Source organism: Nocardioides panaciterrulae (genome assembly GCF_013409645.1).
GTDB classification, from domain to species: domain Bacteria; phylum Actinomycetota; class Actinomycetes; order Propionibacteriales; family Nocardioidaceae; genus Nocardioides; species Nocardioides panaciterrulae.
In genome coordinates this window covers 1,696,224-1,716,413 of sequence record NZ_JACCBG010000001.1, presented here as the reverse complement: position 1 = coordinate 1,716,413, position 20,190 = coordinate 1,696,224, and the positions used below count along the sequence as shown (strand labels likewise).

Below are 20,190 nucleotides of genomic sequence, written 5' to 3'. Positions count from 1 at the left end.
GCTCTTTGAACGATCCAACACTCGCACCACGCCCCGATCGCCCAGGTGGGTCACACGACCAGGGGACGCTCGGTCGGCAGGATCGGCGCGGGCAGCGTCGTGGAGCCGGCGAGGTGGCGGTCCACCGACGCGGCTGCGGAGCGGCCCTCGGCGATCGCCCAGACGATCAGCGACTGGCCGCGACCGGCGTCACCGGCGACGAAGACGCCCGGCACCGAGGTCATGTACGACGCGTCGCGCGCGACGTTGCCGCGCTCGTCGAGATCGACCCCGAGCTGCTCGACCAGGCCGGACCGCTGCGGGCCGGTGAAGCCCATCGCGAAGAGGACCAGCTGAGCCGGGATCTCCCGCTCGGTGCCCTCGATCTCGACCAGCTTGCCGTCCTCGAACTTCACGTCGACCAGGCGCAGCGCCCGCACGGCACCGTCCTCGTCGCCGAGGAACTCCTTGGTCGAGACGGCGTAGACCCGACTCCCGACCTCGGTCTCGTCGGCCTCCTCGTGCGCGGAGGAGACCCGGAAGACCATCGGATAGGTGGGCCACGGCTGGCCCGCCGGCCGCTCGACCGGCGGCTCGGGCATGATCTCCAGCTGCGTGACCGACAGCGCGCCCTGGCGGGTGGAGGTGCCCAGGCAGTCCGCGCCGGTGTCGCCGCCGCCGATGATCACGACGTGCTTGCCCTCGGCGGTGATCTGCTGCTGGCCCTCGGGCAGCGGCACGTCCTCGCCGAGCGAGCTGCGGTTGGCCTGCGGCAGGAACTCCATGGCCTGGTGGATGCCGGAGAGCTCGCGCCCGGCGATCGGCAGGTCGCGGGCCTCGGTGGCCCCGATGGCCAGCACGACCGCGTCGTAGCGGTCCTTGAGGTCCCGGCCGGCGAGGTCCGCGCCCACGTCGACGCCGGCCCGGAACACCGTGCCCTCGCGCCGCATCTGGTCCAGGCGCCGGTCGAGGTGCTGCTTCTCCATCTTGAACTCGGGGATGCCGTAGCGCAGCAGCCCGCCGATCTTGTCGGCGCGCTCGTAGACCGCGACGGTGTGGCCGGCGCGGGTCAACTGCTGGGCGGCCGCGAGGCCCGCCGGGCCGGAGCCCACCACCGCGACGGTGCGGCCCGAGAGCCACTCCGGCGGCTGGGGCCGGACGAACCCGGACTCCCACGCCTTGTCGATGATCGAGACCTCGACGTTCTTGATCGTCACCGGGTCCTGGTTGATGCCGAGCACGCAGGCGGTCTCGCAGGGCGCCGGGCAGAGGCGACCGGTGAACTCCGGGAAGTTGTTGGTCGCGTGCAGGCGCTCGATCGCGCCCTCCCAGTCGTCACGCCACACCAGGTCGTTCCACTCGGGGATGATGTTGCCCAGTGGACAGCCCTGGTGGCAGAACGGGATGCCGCAGTCCATGCAGCGCCCGGCCTGCTCGGTGATGATGGGCAGCAGCGCCCGGCCGGCGGACCCGGGGTAGACCTCGTTCCAGTCGTGGACCCGCTCCTGGACCGGCCGCCGCTCGGCGACCTTCCGGCCGCTCTTGAGGAATCCCTTCGGGTCAGCCATGAAGCACCTCCATGATGCGCGCGTCGGCCTCGTCGTCGCCGAGACCGTCCTCGACAGCCTCGGCGCGGGCCTCCAGGACCCGCTTGTAGTCACTGGGCATGACCTCGGTGAACCGGGCCACGGCGGCGGGCCAGTCGGCCAGCAGCTGCTCGGCCACCGTCGAGCCGGTCTCCTCGAGGTGCCGGGACACCAGGGCGTGCAGCTCCTCGGCGGCGTCGCCCTCGACCTTGTTCAGGTCCACCAGGTCGTGGTTGACCCGGCGCTCGTCGAGGTCGAGCACGAAGGCGTAGCCGCCGGACATGCCCGCGGCGAAGTTGCGCCCGGTCCGGCCGAGCACGACCACGATGCCGCCGGTCATGTACTCACAGCCGTGGTCGCCGACACCCTCGACGACCGCGTGGGCACCGGAGTTGCGGACGCAGAAGCGCTCGCCGACGATCCCTCGCAGGAAGATCTCCCCCGAGGTCGCGCCGTAGCCGATCACGTTGCCGGCGATGATCTGCTCGTGGGCGTCGAACGAGGCGGCCCGGTCGGGGCGCACCACGATCCGGCCGCCGGAGAGGCCCTTGCCGACGTAGTCGTTGGCGTCGCCCTCGAGCCGCAGCGTCATGCCCCGCGGCACGAACGCGCCGAAGGACTGGCCGGCCGACCCGGTGAAGGTCAGGTCGATGGTGCCGTCGGGCAACCCCTCCGCGCCGTACCGCTTGGTGACCTCGTGGCCGAGGATCGTGCCGACGGTGCGGTTGACGTTGCGGATCTCGACCTGTCCGCGCACCGGCTCGCCCCGCTCGAGGGCGGCCGCCGCCAGCGGGACAAGGGTGGTCACGTCGAGCGCCTTGGCGAGGCCGTGGTCCTGGGCGCGGACATTGCGCAGCGCCGCGCTCGTCCCGTCCTGGCTGGGCAGCTCGGGCTTGTGCAGGATCGGCGAGAGGTCCAGCCCGGCGGCCTTCCAGTGGTCCACCGCCTCCGCCACGTCGAGCACGTCGGCCTGGCCGACCGCCTCGTCGATGCTGCGGAACCCGAGCTGGGCGAGCAGCTCGCGGACCTCCTCGGCGATGTACTCGAAGAAGTTGATCACGAACTCCGGCTTGCCCGAGAAGCGCTCGCGCAGCACCGGGTTCTGCGTCGCGACGCCGACCGGGCAGGTGTCCAGGTGGCAGACCCGCATCATGATGCAGCCCGAGACCACCAGCGGCGCGGTGGCGAAGCCGAACTCCTCCGCACCCAGCAGCGCGGCGATCACGACGTCACGGCCGGTCTTGAGCTGGCCGTCGGTCTGCACGACGATCCGGTCGCGCAGCCCGTTGAGCAGCAGCGTCTGCTGGGTCTCGGCCAGACCGAGCTCCCACGGACCACCGGCGTGCTTGAGCGAGGTCAGCGGCGAGGCGCCGGTGCCGCCGTCGTGCCCGGAGATCAGCACCACGTCGGCGTGCGCCTTGGAGACACCGGTCGCGACCGTGCCGACGCCGACCTCGGAGACCAGCTTCACGTGCACGCGGGCCGCCGGGTTGGCGTTCTTCAGGTCGTGGATCAGCTGCGCCAGGTCCTCGATCGAGTAGATGTCGTGGTGCGGCGGCGGGCTGATCAGGCCCACGCCCGGCGTGGAGTGCCGGGTCTTGGCCACCCACGGGTAGACCTTGTGGCCGGGCAGCTGACCGCCCTCGCCGGGCTTGGCGCCCTGGGCCATCTTGATCTGGATGTCGTCGGCGTTGGTGAGGTACTCCGCGGTGACGCCGAAGCGGCCCGACGCGACCTGCTTGATCGCGCTGCGGCGCTCGGGGTCCAGGAGCCGGTCGGAGTCCTCCCCGCCCTCACCGGTGTTGGACTTCGCGCCCAGCCGGTTCATCGCGATCGCGAGGGTCTCGTGCGCCTCCTGGCTGATCGACCCGTAGGACATGGCGCCGGTCGAGAACCGCTTGACGATCTCGGAGACCGGCTCGACCTCCTCGATCGGGACCGGACGGCGTCCGCTGGCCTCCCCGTCCTTGAACCGGAACAGCCCACGCAGCGTCATCAGCCGCATCGACTGCTCGTCGACGCGGGCGGTGTACTGCTTGAACACGTCGTAGCGCCCGGTGCGGGTGGCGTGCTGAAGCCGGAAGACCGTCTCGGGGTCGAACAGGTGTGGCTCGCCCTCGCGACGCCACTGGTACTCCCCGCCGATGGCCAGCTCGCGGTGGGCCGGGGCGATGCCGCGGGAGGGGTACGCCGTGGCGTGCCGGCGAGCCACCTCCTCGGCGATCGTGTCGAGCTCGATCCCGCCCAGCTTGGAGGTGGTGCCGGTGAAGTACCGGTCGACGACCGCCTGCGAGAGGCCGAGCGCCTCGAAGATCTGGGCGCCGGTGTAGGAGGCCACGGTGGAGACGCCCATCTTGGACATCACCTTCAGCACGCCCTTGCCGAGCGCCTTGACCAGGTTGGCCACCGCCTGCTCCGGCTCGGCCTTGACGTAGTAGCCCTCGCGGGCGAGGTCCTCGACGGACTCCATCGCGAGGTAGGGGTTGACCGCGGCCGCGCCGTAGCCGACCAGCAGCGCCACGTGGTGGACCTCGCGCACGTCGCCGGCCTCGACCAGCAGCCCGACCTGGGTGCGGGTCTTCTCGCGCACCAGGTGGTGGTGGACCGCGCCGGTGAGCAGCAGCGACGGGATCGGCGCCAGCTCGGCGGTGGCGTGCCGGTCGGACAGCACGATGATCCGGGCGCCGTCCGCGATCGCCTCGCTGACCTCGGCGCAGATCTCGTCGAGGCGCGCGGCCATCGCGGCGCCGCCCCCCTCGACGTCGTAGAGGCCTCGGGAGACGTGGGTGATGAAGCCCGGCATGTCGCCGTCGCGGTTGACGTGGCGGATCTTGGCCAGGTCGTCGTTGGAGATCACCGGGAACGGCAGCACCACCTGGCGGCAGGAGGCCGGCGCCGGCTCCAGCAGGTTGGACTCCGGGCCGATGGTGCCGTTCAGCGAGGTGACGAGCTCCTCGCGGATGGCGTCCAGCGGCGGGTTGGTGACCTGCGCGAACAGCTGGGTGAAGTAGTCGAAGATCAGCCGCGGCTTGTCGCTCAGCACCGCGAGCGGGGTGTCGGTGCCCATCGAGCCGATCGGCTCGGCACCCGTGTTGGCCATCGGGGTCAGCAGGACCCGCAGCTCCTCCTCGGTGTACCCGAAGACCTGCTGGCGCCGGGACACCGAGGCGTGGGTGTGCACGACGTGCTCGCGCTCGGGGATGTCGTCGAGGTGGATCAGGCCGGCGTGCAGCCACTCGTCGTACGGGTGCTCGGCGGCGAGCTCGTCCTTGACCTCCTCGTCCTCGATGATGCGGTGCTCGTCGGTGTCCACGAGGAACATCCGGCCCGGCTGGAGCCGGCCCTTGCGGACGACCTTCGCGGGGTCGATGTCGAGCACGCCGACCTCGGAGGCCAGCACCACGAGTCCGTCGTCGGTCACCCAGTAGCGCGAGGGGCGCAGGCCGTTGCGGTCCAGGACCGCACCGATCTGGGAGCCGTCGGTGAACACCACGCAGGCCGGGCCGTCCCAGGGCTCCATCATGGTGGAGTGGAACTCGTAGAACGCGCGGCGGGCCGAGTCCATCTCGGCGTGGTTCTCCCACGCCTCGGGGATCATCATCAGCACCGAGTGCGGCAGTGAGCGGCCGCCCATGTGCAGCAGCTCGAGCACCTCGTCGAACGACGCCGAGTCCGACGCGCCCGGGGTGCAGACCGGGTAGAGCCGCTCGAGGTCGCCCGGGATCAGGTCGGAGGCCAGCAGCGCCTCGCGGGCGCGCATCCAGTTGCGGTTGCCCATGACCGTGTTGATCTCGCCGTTGTGGGCGATGAACCGGAACGGGTGGGCCAGCGGCCAGCTGGGGAAGGTGTTGGTGGAGAAGCGCGAGTGCACCACCGCGATCGCCGAGGCCATCCGCTCGTCACGCAGGTCCGGGAAGACCTCGTCGAGCTGGGCGGGCGTCAGCATGCCCTTGTAGACCAGGGTGCGGGAGGACATCGACGGGAAGTAGGCGTCGGTCTCCCGCTCGGCCCGCTTGCGCAGGCAGAACGCCAGCCGCTCCAGCGCCATCCCGGTCACCCGCGAGCCGGCTCCGGCCACGAACAGCTGGCTGAAGCTCGGCATCACCTCGAGCGCGGTGCGGCCCAGGGAGGAGGGGTCGACCGGCACGTCGCGCCACCCGAGGACCGCGAGGCCCTCCTCGGCGGCGATCTCCTCGATCCGGCGGCGGGCCTTGGTGACGGTCTCGGCGTCGCCGGGCAGGAAGGCGGTGCCGACCGCGTAGGAGTGCTGCGGCGGGAGGTCGAACCCCGCGTCCTTGGCCACGTCGCGCAGGAACGCGTCGGGGACCTGGATCAGGATGCCCGCGCCGTCACCGGAGTTCGGCTCAGCGCCCGCGGCGCCGCGGTGGTCGAGGTTCAGCAGGGCGGTGAGGCCCTGCTGGACGATGTCGTGACTGGCAACGCCGGTCAGGGTCGCGACGAACGCCACGCCACACGCGTCGTGCTCGTGGCGAGGGTCGTAGAGCCCCTGGGGCGGCGGGAATGCGTGCGAACGAGGCACCGGGCATTCTCCCGTCGTCGTCGTGCCGGCCGCCCCGGCCGGACCGGGTGCGCGCCGACGGATCGGCCATGCAATGTGAGTCGGCGTGGGAGCCGACCGAGTTGTCAGTCGGCTACCGCCGACCAGGCAGGGGACGACATTGGCCCTAGCGGAGAGCTCAGGCTACCACCCGGTCGGGGTCCTCCTCCGAGCCGTCCGGCCCGTGACCGGGGCGGTAGACCTCCTCCTCGCGACCGGGTCGACGCCGGCTGCTCACCACGAAGTACACCGCAGCGGCGACGAACATGACCATCGAGGTCCACACGTTGAAACGCAGCCCGCCGACGTCCTTGAGCTCGACGTTGTCGATGCGCAGCATCTCGATCCAGCCGCGTCCGGCGGTGTAGGCCATCACGTAGATCGCGACCACCCGCCCGTGGCCCAGGCGCAGCCGGCGGTCCAGCCAGATCACCAGCGCGAACGCCCCGAGATCCCAGAGGCACTCGTAGAGGAAGGTCGGGTGGAACAACGTCCCCGGGGGGTAGCCCACGTCGGCCGCGGTCGACGGGCTCACGCTCAGGCCCCAGGGCAGGTCGGTGGGCTTGCCGAACAGCTCCTGGTTGAACCAGTTCCCCCACCGGCCGAGTGCCTGCGCGACCAGCACCCCGGGCGCCAGCGCGTCGAGCATGGGAGGCACCCGGATGCCCATCCGCCGGGCGCCGATCCAGACGCCGACCCCGCCGAGCGCGATCGCCCCCCAGATGCCGAGGCCACCGCGCCAGATGTAGAGCGCCTCGATCGGGTGCTTGCCCGCGCCGAAGTAGAGGTCGTGGTCGGTCAGAACGTGGTAGAGCCGGCCGCCGACCAGCCCGAACGGCACCGCCCACACCGCCAGGTCGCTGACCTCGCCGGGCCGGCCGCCGCGCGCCACCCAGCGCCGCTCACCGATCCAGATCGCGAGCACGATCCCGGCGATGATGCACAGCGCGTAGCCGCGGATCGGCAGCGGCCCGAGGTGCCAGACCCCCTGCGAAGGGCTCGGGATGGACAGCAGGGTGAGGCTCATGGGTCAGCTCGACTTCTGCAGGAGGGTGTGGATGTCATCGGCGAACTCTGCCGGCGAGGTGTCCCTCGTCCACAGCACGTGCGACAGGTCGTCGCTGCCGATCGCGGTGACCTGGGTGCTGTGGCTGTTCAGGTCGTAGCCGCCGGTGGGCAGCTTCTGGCCCTGGGCGACGTAGACCGCCAGCGACTTGCCGATCGCCGCGATCGTCTTCAGGTCGCCGGTCAGGCCGATGAACGAGGGGTCGTAGCGGTCGAGGTAGCGGCGCAGCGCGGCGGGCGTGTCCCGGGCCGGGTCGGTGGTGACGAAGACGACGTCGACCGCGGCGCGATCGTCGTCGTCGAGGCGCTGCATGGCCACCGCCAGGGAGCTCATCACGGTCTGGCAGATGTCCGGGCAGTGCGAGTAGCCGAAGAACACCAGCGTCAGCGGCTTGTCGGTGTCGCGCACCAGTGAGAACGGCTGGCCGTCGGTGTCGGTCAGGGGCGTGGCCGGGACCCGGTAGGCGGCATGGGTGACCCCGTGCAGCCCGCCCCCGCTGCCCGACGCGTCGCCGCCGCAGCCGGCCAGCACCCCGGCCGCCAGCACCCCGGCCGCCAACCGCCCGGCGAGCCCGACCCGCTCACGCACGCCGGACACCGCCGGCGAGGTCCTCCGTCAGCACCGTCAGGGCCCGCAGGCCGGCCGCCCGGTCGTCGGGGTGGTCGAGCAGGCAGCGCACGAACGCCGAGCCCACGATCACGCCGTCGGCGTACGACGCCACCTCGGCGGCCTGGTCCCCGTTGCTCACGCCGAGGCCGACCCCGATCGGCAGCCCGCTGCCCTGCTGCCGCACCGCGGCGCGGACCCGGCCGACCAGCGGCCCGGCCAGGTCGCTGGTGGTGGCTCGGGCACCGGTGACGCCCATGACCGCGGTGGCGTAGACGAACCCGCGGCAGGCGGCGGTGGTCATCGCGATCCGCTCCTCGGTCGAGGAGGGCGCGACCAGGAAGACCTTGTCGAGGTCGTGCTCGTCCGCCGCGGCGATCCACGCCCCGGCGACGTCCGGGTCGGGCGTCAGGTCGGGGGTGATCAGCCCCGCTCCCCCGGCGTCGGCGAGCTCCGCCGCGAAGCGGGCGACGCCGTGGCGCTCCACCGGGTTCCAGTAGGTCATCACCACGGTGGGCGTGCCGGTGGCCGCGACCGCCTCGACGGTGCGCAGCACGTCGCTGGTGCGCACCCCGCGCTCGAGGGCCTGCTGGGCGGCGGCCTGGATGGTGGGCCCGTCCATGACCGGGTCGCTGTAGGGCAGCCCGACCTCGATCACGTCACAGCCGGCGTCGACCATGGCCCGCAGCGCCTCGATCCCGCCCGCGACGTCGGGGAAGCCGGCGGGGAGGTAGCCGACGAGCGCGGCGCGCTGCTCGCCCCGCGCCTTGTCGAACGCGACCGAGACGCTCATCCGCGCTCTCCCTGCAGGTCCTCGCCGGGCTCGCCGACCGGTTCCTCGGTCACCTTGTCGGGGTCGCCCAGGCCGAAGTACTCGATGGCGGTGCCCATGTCCTTGTCGCCGCGGCCCGAGAGGTTGATCAGCACCGTCGCCTCCGGTCCGCGCTCCTCGCCCAGCCGCCGCGCGACCTCGAGGGCCCCAGCGACGGCATGGGCGGACTCGATGGCCGGGATGATGCCCTCGGTCCGGCTCAGCAGCGCCATCGCCGCCATCGCCTCGTCGTCGGTGACGGGCAGGTAGGTCGCCCGCCCGGTCGCGGCGAGGTGGGCGTGCTGCGGGCCGACGCCGGGGTAATCCAGGCCGGCCGAGATCGAGTGCGACTCGATCGTCTGCCCGTCCGCGTCCTGCAGCACGTAGGTGCGGGCGCCGTGCAGCACGCCCTTGGCACCGGCGTGGATGGTGGCGGCGTGCCGGGGGGTGTCGACCCCCTCGCCGCCGGGCTCGAAGCCGTAGACGGCGACCTCGGCGTCGTCGAGGAACGCGGTGAACAGCCCGATGGCGTTCGAGCCGCCGCCCACGCACGCGGCGATCGCGTCGGGCAATCGGCCCCAGCGCTCCAGGCACTGCTGGCGCGCCTCGTCACCGATGCCGCGGGTGAAGTCGCGGACCATGCTGGGGAACGGGTGCGGCCCCGCCGCGGTGCCGAACAGGTAGGCGGTCCGGTCGACCGAGGCGACCCAGTCGCGCATCGCCTCGTTGATCGCGTCCTTGAGGGTGGCGCTGCCGGACGCCACCGGCACCACCTTGGCGCCCAGCAGGTGCATGCGGGCGACGTTGAGGGCCTGGCGACGGGTGTCGACCGCGCCCATGTAGACGGTGCAGTCGAGACCGAAGTACGCCGCGGCCGTCGCGCTGGCCACGCCGTGCTGGCCGGCCCCGGTCTCGGCGATGACCCGCGTCTTGCCCATCCGCTTGGTCAGCAGCGCCTGGCCGAGCACGTTGCGGATCTTGTGGGCCCCGGTGTGGTTGAGGTCCTCGCGCTTGAGCAGGATCCGGGCGCCGACCTTCTGCGAGAGCCGTTCGGCGTGGTAGAGCGGGCTCGGCATGCCGGCGTACTCGCGCAGGATCGTGTCGAACTCGGCCACGAACGAGGGATCGGCCATCGCGTCCTGCCACGCGGCCGTGAGCTCGTCGAGCGCGGCGACCAGCGCCTCCGGCATGAACCGGCCGCCCCAGCCCGTCTCGGGGCCGCCGAACCAGCCCCGCTCGTCGGCGTCGTAGGAGGTGGGGCGCTCGACGTGGGTGCTCATCCGTGGACTCCTGTCAGGCTGCGGACGGCCCGCTGCGGGTCCCCGTCCTTGACGAGGGCCTCGCCGACCAGCACCGCCCGGGCGCCCTGCGCGACGAAGCGGCGGACGTCGTCGGGACCGAAGATGCCGGACTCGGCGACCTTGACCCGGTCGTCGGGGACCAGCGGGGCGAGGCGACCGAAGGTGTCGCCATCGACGGCGAGGGTCTTCAGGTTGCGGGCGTTGACACCCACCAGCTCGGCACCGAGCTCGACGGCCCGCTCGGTCTCGGCCTCGTCGTGGACCTCGACCAGCACGGTCAGGCCGAGCTCACCGGCGACGTCGTGGAGCCGTCGCAGCTGGTCGTCGTCGAGGGCGGCGACGATGAGCAGGGCCAGGTCGGCGCCCGCGGCCCGGGCCTCGAGCAGCTGGTACTCGGTGACGATGAAGTCCTTGCGCAGGATCGGCGTGTCCACCGCCGCGCGGACCGCGCGCAGGTCGGCCAGGCTCCCGCCGAAGCGGCGCTGCTCGGTCAGCACGCTGATCGCGGCGGCCCCGCCGGCGGCGTACTCCCGGGCGAGGACCGCGGGGTCCGGGATCTCGGCCAGGTCGCCCTTGCTGGGGCTGCGGCGCTTGACCTCGGCGATGACGCTGGAGCCGGGGGCCCGGAAGTGCGGCATCGGGTCGCGCGGCGGCTCGACGTCGGCCAGCGCGGCGCGCAGGTCGGCCGCGGTCATGGCGGCCTCGCGGACCTCGAGGTCGGCCCGCACGCCGGCGACGATGTCGTCGAGCACGGACATGACGGACCTCCTGGGCCAGCGGGGTGGGTTCGAGGCCAAGCCTCTCATCCGGTCGGTGAGGCCCGGTGCGCGGCTCCGACTGCCGGACGGGGCGTCAGTGGGACGAGCCCATGCCCATCTTGCCCATGACGGCGTAGACGAGGCCCGCGGCCACGACCAGCGCGATGCCGACCCAGAAGACGGTGTAGTTGATCGGCGAGAGCATGAGGCCAACGGCACCGACCACGAAGCCGACCAGCCCGAGCGTGACCGCGCTCCAGGCCGCGGGGGTGTTGCCGTGGTTGTCAGACATGCATGGCTCCTTGCCGAACAGGGGTGTACGTCGCACGCCGCGCGCGCCGGTGCGGGCACCAGTCTATTCAGCCGGGCCGGACGTGGGGTCACGGCCCTCGTCCATCGCCTTCCAGAGGTCCAGGCTCGACCGGTCCGCGGGGTCCACCAGGTCGGCCGCCGCGGCGCCCCCGCCGGCCGTCGGCGCGTCGTACCTGCTGCCCATCTCCGGCCAGCCCGGCGCCCACCGGACCGCGAGCACGGTGGCGGCCAGCGACGCCAGCGCGCCGAGCCCCGCCAGCCAGAGCCACACCGTGTGGTCGACGGCGCCGACCGTCCCGACCTCGGTGAGGTCGGCACGCAGCCCGGTGACCGCCGAGGACCAGCCGGTGACGACCACCACGAGGACGCCCAGCGAGGCGACCACGCCGAGGGCGGCCACGGCCCGGCGGACCCGCCCACGGGTCACCAGCACCACCCCCCAGCACGCCAGCACCACCAGCGCGATCGCGCCGGCGGCGGGGACCTTGCCGGCCTCGTCCGCCAACGGCATGCCCGCGAGGCGGTCGGCCGCCTGGCCGTGGCCCTGGGCCCACGGCTGGTTGCCGGCGACGGCCGTCAGCGTGGCGGCGGCGAGCCCGAGCAGCACCACCGGCCCGAAGGTCCGGCGCCGGGGGTCCCGCCCGGGAGCCGCGGGGTCAGCCACGACGCGCAGACAGCGGGTCGGCGTCGAAGCAGGTGCGGTCGCCGGTGTGGCAGGCCACCCCCTCCTGGTCGACCTTGACCAGGAGGGTGTCGCCGTCGCAGTCCAGCCGGACCTCCTTGACCCACTGGGGGTTGCCAGAGGTCTCGCCCTTGACCCAGTACTCCTGCCGCGACCGGCTCCAGTACGTCGCGCGGCCGCTGCTCAGCGTGCGGGCCAGCGCCTCGTCGTCCATCCAGCCGAGCATCAGCACCTCGCCGGTGTCGTGCTGCTGGACCACCGCCGGCACCAAGCCGTCGGCGGTGCGCCGGAGCCGGGCGGCCACGGCCGGGTCGAGGTCGCTGCTGGTCACACGGTCGCTGGCACTCACGGCTCGATTGTCTCAGCCCCCTGGGGGGAGACCACCCAGCGGTCGGGGGTGGGCAGGCTGCGGACCTCCCGGCTGGTGACCAGCGGAACGACCGAGAGCAGGATCAGCGCCGCCGCGGCCAGGATCGCGTCCCGTCCTCCGAACGCGGCCAGCGCCGCGCCGCCGGCAACCCCGGTGAGCGGGGTGAACAGCGTGACGGAGAACTGCATGGCCGCGGTGGCCCGGCCCTGCAGGTGGTCGGGGGTGGTCGCGACCCGGTAGGCGCCGATGCTGGCGTTGCTGGCCGGGTTGAGGAACAGCGCGAGCGCGAACAGGCCGCCCACGACGAGGGGGCTGTCGGTGAACGCGATCGGCAGCACGGCCAGCGTGAGCACGACCCCGGCCAGGATCGTGAGCCGACCGGTCGGGATCCGCTTCACCAGGGCCGGCGCCGCGAGTGAGCCCAGGAGGCCGGAGACCGCGCCCATCGTGTCGATCAGACCGATGGTCGCGGGATGCACGCCGCTGCGCAGCAGCTTGAGGTTGACCACCAAGAAGAGCATGTTGACCGCGAAGTTCACGATGCACGCCCACATCAGGATCGCCCGCAGGAACCCGTGGCCCCGGATGAAGCGCAGCCCCTCCCGAGTGCCGGCGAGGACGCCGCGCAGGCCGGTGCCGGAGCCGCCGGGTGGCGCGGCCAGCGGCGTGCGGAGCCGGGTGAGCGCGACCGCGGAGACCAGGTAGGTCACGCCGTCCGCGGCGAACGGCAGCCAGGTCCGCAGCGACAGCAGCGCGCCGCCCAGCGGCGGCCCGACCAGGGTCGCCACGTGCCGTCGGGCCTGGTTCTGGCTCAGCGCGGAGGGCATCTGCTCGCCGGGCACCACCTCGCGCAGCGCCGCGGTCTCGGCCGGGCTGAAGAAGCAGCCGACGACACCGCTGCCGAGCGCGACCAGGACGAGATGGGTCATCGTGAGCGCGTGCAGCAGCCCGGCCACGCCGAGGCTGAGGTAGAGGGCGCCGCCCACGGCGTTGCTCGTCACCAGCACGCGTCGCCGGCTCCAGCGGTCCACCAGCACGCCGGCGGGCAGCCGCATCAGCAGCGCGCCGAGCGCGTACGCGCTCCCGGCGAGCGCGGCCCGCGTGGTGGACCCGGTGAGCGCGTAGCCGACGAGCGGGAAGACGAAGAAGCTCATCGAGCTGCCGAGGCTCGACACGGTCTCCCCGGTCCACAGCAGCATGAAGTCATGGCTGCGCCACAGCGACCTGTGCTGCGCCGTACCCGTATCGGCACGTCCCCCGAGCTCGTGCATGGGCGAACTGTCGCACTTATGGCGGCCCCAGGGCCACCATGCGGCGGGCGTGGCGCGTCAGCTGTGAGCCTGCTGTGCGACCCACGAGGCGTGCAGCCCGGCGTACACGCTGTCCTCGTGCGCCACCAGCTCGCGGTGCGGTCCGCGCTGGACGATCCTGCCCCGGTCCACCACCACGACCTCGTCGGCGTTCTCCGCCGTGGAGAGGCGGTGGGCGATCGTGACCGAGGTGCGACCGCGCATCAGCCGCTCGAGCGCCCGGCCGATGCGCATCTCCAGGGCCGGGTCGACCGCGCTGGTGGCCTCGTCGAGCACGAGCAGGTCGGGATCGGCGAGGTGGGCGCGAAGCAGCGCGACGAGCTGGCGCTCCCCCGCCGAGAGCGACTCGCCGCGCTGGCCCACCTGGGTGGCCAGGCCGTGCGGCAGGCCGGCCAGCCAGTCGCCGAGGCCGAGCGCCACCGCGCTCGCGGTCACGTCGGCCTCGGTGGCGTCGAGCCGGCCGTATCGCGCGTTGGCCAGGAGGGAGTCGTCGAAGAGGAAGCCCTCCTGCGGCACCAGGACCACGCTCCTGCGCAGCGAGGCGTGGGAGATCGTGCTGACGTCGAGGCCGTCCAGCAGGACCCGGCCCTCGCTCGGGTCCATCAGCCGGGTGAGCAGCTTGGCGAAGGTCGACTTGCCCGACCCCGTCTCCCCCACGATCGCGACCCGGGTGCCGGGCGCGATGTCCAGCGTGACCTCCCGCAGCACCGGGGGGCCGCCGGGGTAGGCGAAGGTCACGTCCTCGAACCGGACGTCGATCGGGCCCCGGGGCAGCGCGGCGCCGTCCGGACCGGGGTCGACGAGGTCGGCCGGGGTGTCCAGGATGCCGATCACCCGGCGCCAGCCGGCGATGGCGTTCTGGGCGTCGGTCAGGACCTGGGTCCCGATCTGCACCGGCCCGACGAAGAGCGAGACCAGGAACGCGAAGGCCAGCACCTTGCCCGCGGTGATGTCGCCGGCGAAGCCGAGCTCCACCCCGACGATGAGCACGCCCGCGTTCGCGAGGCCGGCGGAGACGCCGCCCAGGGAGAACGAGAACGCGGTGAAGCCCTGGGCGCGGGTGCTGGCGGACTTGTACTCGTCGATCGCCTGGTCGATGCGCTGCTGGGTGCGGGCCTCGATGGCATAGGAGCGGACGACGGCCGCCCCCACGACCGGCTCGGCGATCGCGGACAGCAGCAGGCCGACCTGGCGGCGGACCACGCCGTACGCCGCCGAGAGCTTGCGCTGGAAGTAGCGCAGGGACAAGAACAGCGGCGCGAAGCAGACCCAGACCACGATCGCGAGCTGCCAGCTGTAGACGAGCATCAAGATGGTGGCGACCAGGATCTGGCCGATGCTGACGACGAAGATCAGCCCGCCGAAGACCAGGAACTGGCTGACCTGGTCGACGTCGCTGGTCACCCGGGAGACCAGCGCCCCGCGACGCTCGGTGCTCTGGGTCAGCAGCGGCAGGTCGTGGACGTGGCGGAACGCCTTGATCCGCAGCGTGGCCAGCCCCTTCTCCGAGGCCGTGAACAGCCGGCTGGTCATGGCGTACGACGCCCAGCTGGTCACCCCGATCGCCAGCGCGGCGACCACGCCCATGAGCGCGGTGAACCGGACGTCCGGCCCCCCGGGGCCGCCCAGGCCGTGGTCGAGGGTCTGCTGCACCGCGATCGGCACCACCACCTGGCCGACGGCGGCGAGCACGGCGAGGAGCAGGGTCCGGCCGATGCCCTCCTTCAGCTCCGGGGAGAAGCGGACACCGCGGCGGATGGTCTCGAGGGCGGGGATCTCCTCGCCGGTGTCCATCCGGGTGCCGCTGCTGCGCCCCGGCGTCCGGTCGGCGGTGGAGTCGGCGGTGGTCGCGGTCACGAGGCCTCCCCCTGCTCGTAGGCGTTGACCAGGGAGGCGTACGACGGGCTCCGCGAGAGCAGCTCGGCATGGGTGCCACGGGCGGCGATCCGCCCGTCCTCGAGGTGGACCACCTCGTCGGCCAGCCCGATGGTCGCCTTGCGGTAGGCGACCACGACCAGGGTCGGTGCGGCCGCGCCGTCGGCGGAGGCCGAGCGGAGCGCCCGGAGGATGCGGGCCTCGACCTCCGGGTCGACCGCGGAGGTGGCGTCGTCGAGGATCAGCAGGCGGGGCCGCCGGACCAGGGCCCGGGCCAGCGAGATCCGTTGCCGCTGGCCGCCGGACAGCGAGGTGCCGCGCTCGCCCAGCCGGGTGTCGAGCCCCTGCGGCAGGGCGGCGACGAACCCGTCCGCCTGGGCGGCCCGGAGCGCGGCCCACACCTCGTCGTCGGGGATCTCGGCACCGAGCGTGACGTTGCCCCGCACGGTGTCGTCGAAGAGGAAGGCGCTCTGGGGCACGATCGCGACCGAGCCGGCCAGCTCGCCCCGGGCCAGGTCGCGCAGGTCGAGGCCGTCGAGCAGGATGCGGCCGCCGTCGGGGTCCAGGAGGCGGGTCATCAGCGTGGTCAGCGTGCTCTTGCCGGACGCGGTGGCGCCGACCAGGGCGACGGTGCGGCCGGGGGCGACGTCGAAGGTGACGTCGTCGAGCAGCGGCCGGCCGGCGTCGTGGGCGTAGGACAGCTGCTCCACCTCCAGCCGGGCGCCCGGACCGGTGGCGGGCAGCGAGCGCTCGCCGTACCGCATCTCGCCGGTCGCGGTGAGGACCGCGGAGACCCGGCGGAAGCCGACCACGCTGCGCGGGAACTCCCCCAGCAGCCAGCCGATCGAGCGGATCGGGAACGCCACGATCGTGAGCAGGTAGGCGATCGTCACCACGTCGCCGGCGTCGGTGCCGCCGCTGAGCACCCGCGAGACGCCGACGGCCAGGACCACCAGGACGCCGAGGTTGGGCAGCGCCGCCAGCACCGGGTCGAAGGCCGCCCGCACCCGGCCCGCCCGGATGTTGACGTCGCGCAGCTCGTGGGCGCGCGCGGCGAAGCGCTGCATCTCCTCCTCCTCGCGGCCCAGGGTCTTCACGACCAGGGCGCCGTCGAAGGACTCGTGCGCGATCTCGCTGACCTCGGCGCGCAGCTGCTGGGCCCGGGTCATCAGCGGCGAGGCGAGCCGCTGGTAGGCCAGGTTGGCGACCACCACCGCGGGGAAGACCAGCAGGCCCACCACGGCCAGGACCACGTCGGCGAGGAACATCTGCACGATCGCGATCGCCATCATCGCCAGCGTGCCGACGGCCATCGGCAGCGGCGCGATCGGCCCCCAGGCCGCCTCGACGTCGGCGTTGGCGTTGGAGAGCAGCTGGCCGGTCGGGTGCCGCTGGTGCCACTCCATCGGCAGCGAGAGGTACTGCCGGGTGACCTCGCGGCGGCTGTGGGCCTGCATGCGGTACTGCATGACGCCGGCGCCGAGTCGGCGCGCCACGATGCCGACCGCGCGCAGGATCGCCACGCCCAGGAACAGGGCGAGGACCGCCCAGAGCAGCCGGGGGCTGATGGTGCCGGTCCGGAAGGCCGGGAGCACGACGTGGTCGGTCGACCAGCCCAGCACCCAGGCGTCGGCGACGGTCAGCGCTCCGAAGAGCAGGCTGCCGATCGTGGAGAGCGTGAAGATCCACGGCTCGCGCCGGATGGCCACGCCGAGGACGGCGAAGCCCTCCCGGGTCGTCGACCGTCGCTGCTGCTCGCTCACCGGCGCCGTGCCCTCCCGTCCACCACGAGGGTTCAGGCTATGCCGTGGCGCCGACCCCGCCCCAATCGCGCAGGCTCGGCCGAGGTGCATGTTCCCGTTGAGCGGGTGTCATTCCTGCCGGATGAGGTCTGCTGAGATCCGCGGGCTGGACGCGATCACCGTCAGCCCGCCGACCAGCGCCGAGCCGAGGGTGGCCAGTCCAGCGAGCACCAGCGCTTGCGCCCAGGGGCCGGGACGACTCGCGCTGTCAAGGCTCAGGTAGGTCTCGCCGGCGAGCAGCCCCAAGCCGATCGCCAGGCAGCAGCCGAGCGCGAGTGGGACCGCGGCCTCCACCCATTGGGTGCGGCGCAACACCGACCGCGGCACGCCGACCACCTGCAGGGCGGTCACCTCGCGGCGCCGGTTCACCGCGCGGTCGACGGCGGCCACGGCGAAGGCCAGGAGCCCGATGCTCAGGATCACCGCGGCGATCGACCAGACCAGCGCGCGCAGCCGGGCCACGAAGTCGTACGTGTCGAAATCGGCGCCCGAGCTCACGTCGACACCAGCGGCCGCCAACCGGTCGGCGAGATCGCGTCCCGGTGCACCGATGGCGACGAGCATGCTCTGCGACGTGCTCGCCAGCTCTCGCACACCCGGCGCGTCCGGTGGCACGATCAGGTCGGCGGACAACGCCTGGAGTGCCTGCTCGTCGGCCCCGCTCCACGGGTGGGTGGGGCGTGCCGGCGCCGTGAGCGCGACCGGGGAAGAGGGCCGGTGGCCGCGGGCACGGTTCACCGCCCGCAAGCCGGGCAGCGGCGACCCTGGCGCGATCCCGTACTGGGCGAGGTCGAGCAGCGCGAAGGGCTGGCCCTCTCGACAGCCTCTGAGGGCGGGCGAGACGGCGTGCAGCTCGGCACACGTCCCGACCAGGGCGTTGACACACGGGTCGGTGCCCCTGCACGACGAGGACAGGCGTGCGAAGGAGACGACGCGGCGCACACCCTCGGTGTGCCGGGCCAGTCGCACCTGGTCGGCGAGGTCGTGAGGCGACGCTTCGACGGTCACCACTTGCTGTCCATGGATCTGCCTGTCAGCGGTCTCGTACTGCGGCGTGCTCTCGAAGGCGACGACCACCGAGCGCGCCCCGACGACGAGGAACAGCCCGATCAGCAGGCCGCTGATCACCCGGGACACCCCGGCCGGCTGCGCCTGCAGCCGACGGGCGGCGATGGTGAACGTCGGCCGTCGGGTGACACGCATCGTCAGGTCGGCCACCAACCGCACGAAGACGGGCACGACCAGGATCAGGCCGACACCCAGCAGGATGATGCCGCCGAAGAGGACAGCGATCATGCCGCCCGACGCCTGGTCGGCATCCGAGAGGTGGCTCTCGATGAGGTAGCTGCACAGCGCCACCCCGATCGCCAGCGGCACGACCCGCCACCATGCCGGCCGTCGGGAGTCGGCGCGGCGCGCCCGCGCGAGTGCGTCGGCCATCTTCAGCCGTTGCGGCACGGCGGCGACCGCCATCACCACCGCAGGCAGCAGCAGGACGACGGCGACGTAGGTCCACGCCGGCGGCCAGAGTGTGGGCGCCGGCCAGCCGTGCCCGGCGACCCGCACGTGGGACATCGGCTGTCGCACCGCCAGGAAGCCGGGGATTCCCAGCAGCGCGCCGGCGAACGCCGCCGCGCCGGTCTCCACGGCGGCGACCAGCCGGACCGAGAGCCTGCCCATGCCGAGCAGCCGCAGGTTCGCCATCCGCCGGTCGCGCAGCCCCGCCGAGAGCCGCCCGACGGTCGCGGCGAGCACCAGTACCGGGAACAGGATCGAGGCGATCACCGCGGCCAGCAGCCGCTGATTGTCCGCTTCCTGGTAGGCGAACGGCTGCTGCACCCGCTGGGAGTGTGTGATCGCCGCGGTCGACAGCAGCACCACCGCACCGACGAAGACCGCAACGAGCACCGAGGCCGCCCGCAGCCGCTGGTCTCGCGCGGAGCCCAGCGCGAGCCGCAGCCCCAGCCGGACGGCCGCCGTCACGCACCCACCCCCGCAGGTTGCGTGACCCGGCCGTCCCGCATCGTCACCAGCCGGTCGAGGTGGGCAGCGACCTGGTGGTCGTGGGTCACCACGACCAGGGCCGCTCCCGAACGTCCGGTCAGATCGACCAGCGCGTCGAGCACCAGCTCGGCGTTGACGGTGTCCAAGGATCCGGTGGGCTCGTCCGCGTAGACGACCGCCGGCTCGTGCACGATCGCGCGTGCCACCGCGGCCCGCTGCGCCTGGCCACCGGAGACCGTGCCCGCGCGCCGGTGCGCGACGTCTGCGACACCGAGCTCGTCCAGCAGGGCCAGCGCCCGCGATCGGGCCCGAGCGGAGGACATGCCGAGGAGCTGCGCCGGGAGCATCACGTTCTCGGCCAGCGACAGCTCGGGCACCAGGTCGCCGAACTGGAAGACCACGCCCATCCGCTCCAGCCGCAACCGGCTGCGCCGGGACTCCGAGAGCGGCACCACGTCGACCCCGTCGAACATCACGGTGCCCGCGTCCGGGCGCAGCACGCCGGCCAGGCAGTGCAGCAGCGTCGACTTCCCGGACCCCGACGGGCCCATCATCGCCACCCGTTCCCCCGCCTCGACGCTCAGCGAGCAGCCGTCCAGCGCGGGGGTGTCGCCGTAGGACAACCGCAGGTCGTGCGCCGCGACCAGGCTCATGACTTCCCCTTCTCCGCGGCCGGCCGCCGGCCGGCCTGCTCGATCCACTTCAGGTCCGCGTCGAGGTGGGCCAGCTCGTAGGTGACCGCGAGCAGGTCACTGCCGCGCGCCGTACGCCTTTGCGCCTGCAGCTCACGCATCCGCTCCAAGTGCGACTCGCGCTGAGTGTCCAGCACCTGCTGCGGGTCGCGGCCGGACAGCAGTGCGACCGTCACGCGCGCGAACAGTGTGCTGGTGGAGAACACCCCCGGCTCTTGCGCGGTGTAGACCCAGTCGGTCACCAGCTGTGCCCCCTCCGGCGTGATCCGGTAGCGCTTGCGCTCCGGCCCCTCCCCCGTCTCGACGTCGACCATCTCGGCCAGGCCCTGCCTCTCGAACCGGGCCAGCGAGGCGTACACCTGCCCGAAGGCCAGCGGTCGCTTCTGGGCGAACCGCCCGTCGTACTTCTGCTTCAGCGTGTAGCCGTGCGCGGGCTCCTGCTCCAGCAGCGCGAGCAGCACCGTCGAGGTGGACATGG

Annotated in this window: 16 protein-coding genes; all 16 read right to left on the bottom strand. The window is 72.8% G+C overall.

Going from position 1 to position 20,190, the window contains the following annotated elements:
* Positions 1-50: 50 nt before the first annotated feature.
* The 16 genes from BJZ21_RS08020 to BJZ21_RS07945 all read right to left on the bottom strand — a co-directional run bounded on the left by BJZ21_RS08020 (position 51) and on the right by BJZ21_RS07945 (position 20,188).
* The gene (locus BJZ21_RS08020; RefSeq protein WP_179663257.1) at positions 51-1,547 is read right to left on the bottom strand and encodes a glutamate synthase subunit beta; all 1,497 of its coding nucleotides are present in this window, start codon (positions 1,545-1,547) and stop codon (positions 51-53) included.
* Positions 1,540-6,105 (bottom strand): glutamate synthase large subunit, encoded by a 4,566-nt coding sequence (gene gltB, locus BJZ21_RS08015; RefSeq protein ID WP_179663256.1) that lies wholly within the window; start codon positions 6,103-6,105, stop codon positions 1,540-1,542. The genes BJZ21_RS08020 and gltB overlap by 8 nt, the downstream gene beginning before the upstream one ends.
* Positions 6,106-6,262: 157 nt before the next feature.
* On the bottom strand, positions 6,263-7,150 hold the full coding sequence (lgt, locus tag BJZ21_RS08010; RefSeq protein ID WP_179663255.1) for a prolipoprotein diacylglyceryl transferase: 888 nt from the start codon (positions 7,148-7,150) through the stop codon (positions 6,263-6,265).
* A gap of 3 nt (positions 7,151-7,153) precedes the next feature.
* Positions 7,154-7,777, bottom strand: coding sequence for an SCO family protein (locus tag BJZ21_RS08005; protein WP_343052029.1), 624 nt, complete (start codon positions 7,775-7,777; stop codon positions 7,154-7,156).
* Positions 7,770-8,588, bottom strand: coding sequence for a tryptophan synthase subunit alpha (trpA, locus tag BJZ21_RS08000; RefSeq protein WP_179663253.1), 819 nt, complete (start codon positions 8,586-8,588; stop codon positions 7,770-7,772). Before trpA ends, BJZ21_RS08005 begins: the two co-directional genes overlap by 8 nt.
* Positions 8,585-9,886: a tryptophan synthase subunit beta gene (trpB, locus tag BJZ21_RS07995; protein ID WP_179663252.1), complete on the bottom strand. Its 1,302-nt coding sequence runs from the start codon at positions 9,884-9,886 to the stop codon at positions 8,585-8,587. The genes trpA and trpB overlap by 4 nt, the downstream gene beginning before the upstream one ends.
* Entirely contained in the window at positions 9,883-10,665 is a 783-nt protein-coding gene (trpC, locus tag BJZ21_RS07990) for an indole-3-glycerol phosphate synthase TrpC (protein ID WP_179663251.1), read from the bottom strand. Before trpC ends, trpB begins: the two co-directional genes overlap by 4 nt.
* Positions 10,666-10,759: 94 nt before the next feature.
* Positions 10,760-10,957, bottom strand: a complete 198-nt coding sequence (locus BJZ21_RS07985) for an HGxxPAAW family protein (RefSeq protein WP_179663250.1) — start codon at positions 10,955-10,957, stop codon at positions 10,760-10,762.
* A 63-nt stretch (positions 10,958-11,020) separates the two neighbouring features.
* Complete coding sequence (locus tag BJZ21_RS07980; protein ID WP_179663249.1) at positions 11,021-11,641, bottom strand: Trp biosynthesis-associated membrane protein; 621 nt, start codon at positions 11,639-11,641, stop codon at positions 11,021-11,023.
* Complete coding sequence (gene hisI / locus BJZ21_RS07975) at positions 11,634-12,008, bottom strand: phosphoribosyl-AMP cyclohydrolase (RefSeq protein WP_343052028.1); 375 nt, start codon at positions 12,006-12,008, stop codon at positions 11,634-11,636. Before hisI ends, BJZ21_RS07980 begins: the two co-directional genes overlap by 8 nt.
* Positions 12,005-13,300 (bottom strand): MFS transporter, encoded by a 1,296-nt coding sequence (locus BJZ21_RS07970; protein ID WP_179663248.1) that lies wholly within the window; start codon positions 13,298-13,300, stop codon positions 12,005-12,007. The genes hisI and BJZ21_RS07970 overlap by 4 nt, the downstream gene beginning before the upstream one ends.
* Before the next feature lie 57 nt (positions 13,301-13,357).
* A complete protein-coding gene (locus BJZ21_RS07965) occupies positions 13,358-15,196 on the bottom strand; it encodes an ABC transporter ATP-binding protein (RefSeq protein WP_343052027.1) in 1,839 nt (612 codons plus the stop codon).
* On the bottom strand, positions 15,193-16,977 hold the full coding sequence (locus tag BJZ21_RS07960) for an ABC transporter ATP-binding protein (protein ID WP_343052026.1): 1,785 nt from the start codon (positions 16,975-16,977) through the stop codon (positions 15,193-15,195). Before BJZ21_RS07960 ends, BJZ21_RS07965 begins: the two co-directional genes overlap by 4 nt.
* A gap of 108 nt (positions 16,978-17,085) precedes the next feature.
* Entirely contained in the window at positions 17,086-18,999 is a 1,914-nt protein-coding gene (locus tag BJZ21_RS07955) for an FtsX-like permease family protein (protein WP_179663246.1), read from the bottom strand.
* A complete protein-coding gene (locus BJZ21_RS07950) occupies positions 18,996-19,673 on the bottom strand; it encodes an ABC transporter ATP-binding protein (protein WP_179663245.1) in 678 nt (225 codons plus the stop codon). The genes BJZ21_RS07955 and BJZ21_RS07950 overlap by 4 nt, the downstream gene beginning before the upstream one ends.
* Positions 19,670-20,188, bottom strand: a complete 519-nt coding sequence (locus tag BJZ21_RS07945) for a PadR family transcriptional regulator (RefSeq protein ID WP_179663244.1) — start codon at positions 20,186-20,188, stop codon at positions 19,670-19,672. The genes BJZ21_RS07950 and BJZ21_RS07945 overlap by 4 nt, the downstream gene beginning before the upstream one ends.
* Between the last annotated feature and the right edge of the window lie 2 nt (positions 20,189-20,190).

What these genes read in the sequence shown, in the direction of transcription:
- BJZ21_RS07945 (WP_179663244.1), bottom strand. Translation starts at nt 20,188, where the DNA reads ATGTCCACCTCGACGGTGCTGCTCGCGCTGCTGGAGCAGGAGCCCGCG.
- BJZ21_RS08020 (WP_179663257.1), bottom strand. Translation starts at nt 1,547, where the DNA reads ATGGCTGACCCGAAGGGATTCCTCAAGAGCGGCCGGAAGGTCGCCGAG.
- trpA (WP_179663253.1), bottom strand. Translation starts at nt 8,588, where the DNA reads ATGAGCGTCTCGGTCGCGTTCGACAAGGCGCGGGGCGAGCAGCGCGCC.
- trpC (WP_179663251.1), bottom strand. Translation starts at nt 10,665, where the DNA reads ATGTCCGTGCTCGACGACATCGTCGCCGGCGTGCGGGCCGACCTCGAG.
- BJZ21_RS07950 (WP_179663245.1), bottom strand. Translation starts at nt 19,673, where the DNA reads ATGAGCCTGGTCGCGGCGCACGACCTGCGGTTGTCCTACGGCGACACC.
- trpB (WP_179663252.1), bottom strand. Translation starts at nt 9,886, where the DNA reads ATGAGCACCCACGTCGAGCGCCCCACCTCCTACGACGCCGACGAGCGG.
- BJZ21_RS07985 (WP_179663250.1), bottom strand. Translation starts at nt 10,957, where the DNA reads ATGTCTGACAACCACGGCAACACCCCCGCGGCCTGGAGCGCGGTCACG.
- lgt (WP_179663255.1), bottom strand. Translation starts at nt 7,150, where the DNA reads ATGAGCCTCACCCTGCTGTCCATCCCGAGCCCTTCGCAGGGGGTCTGG.
- BJZ21_RS07970 (WP_179663248.1), bottom strand. Translation starts at nt 13,300, where the DNA reads ATGCACGAGCTCGGGGGACGTGCCGATACGGGTACGGCGCAGCACAGG.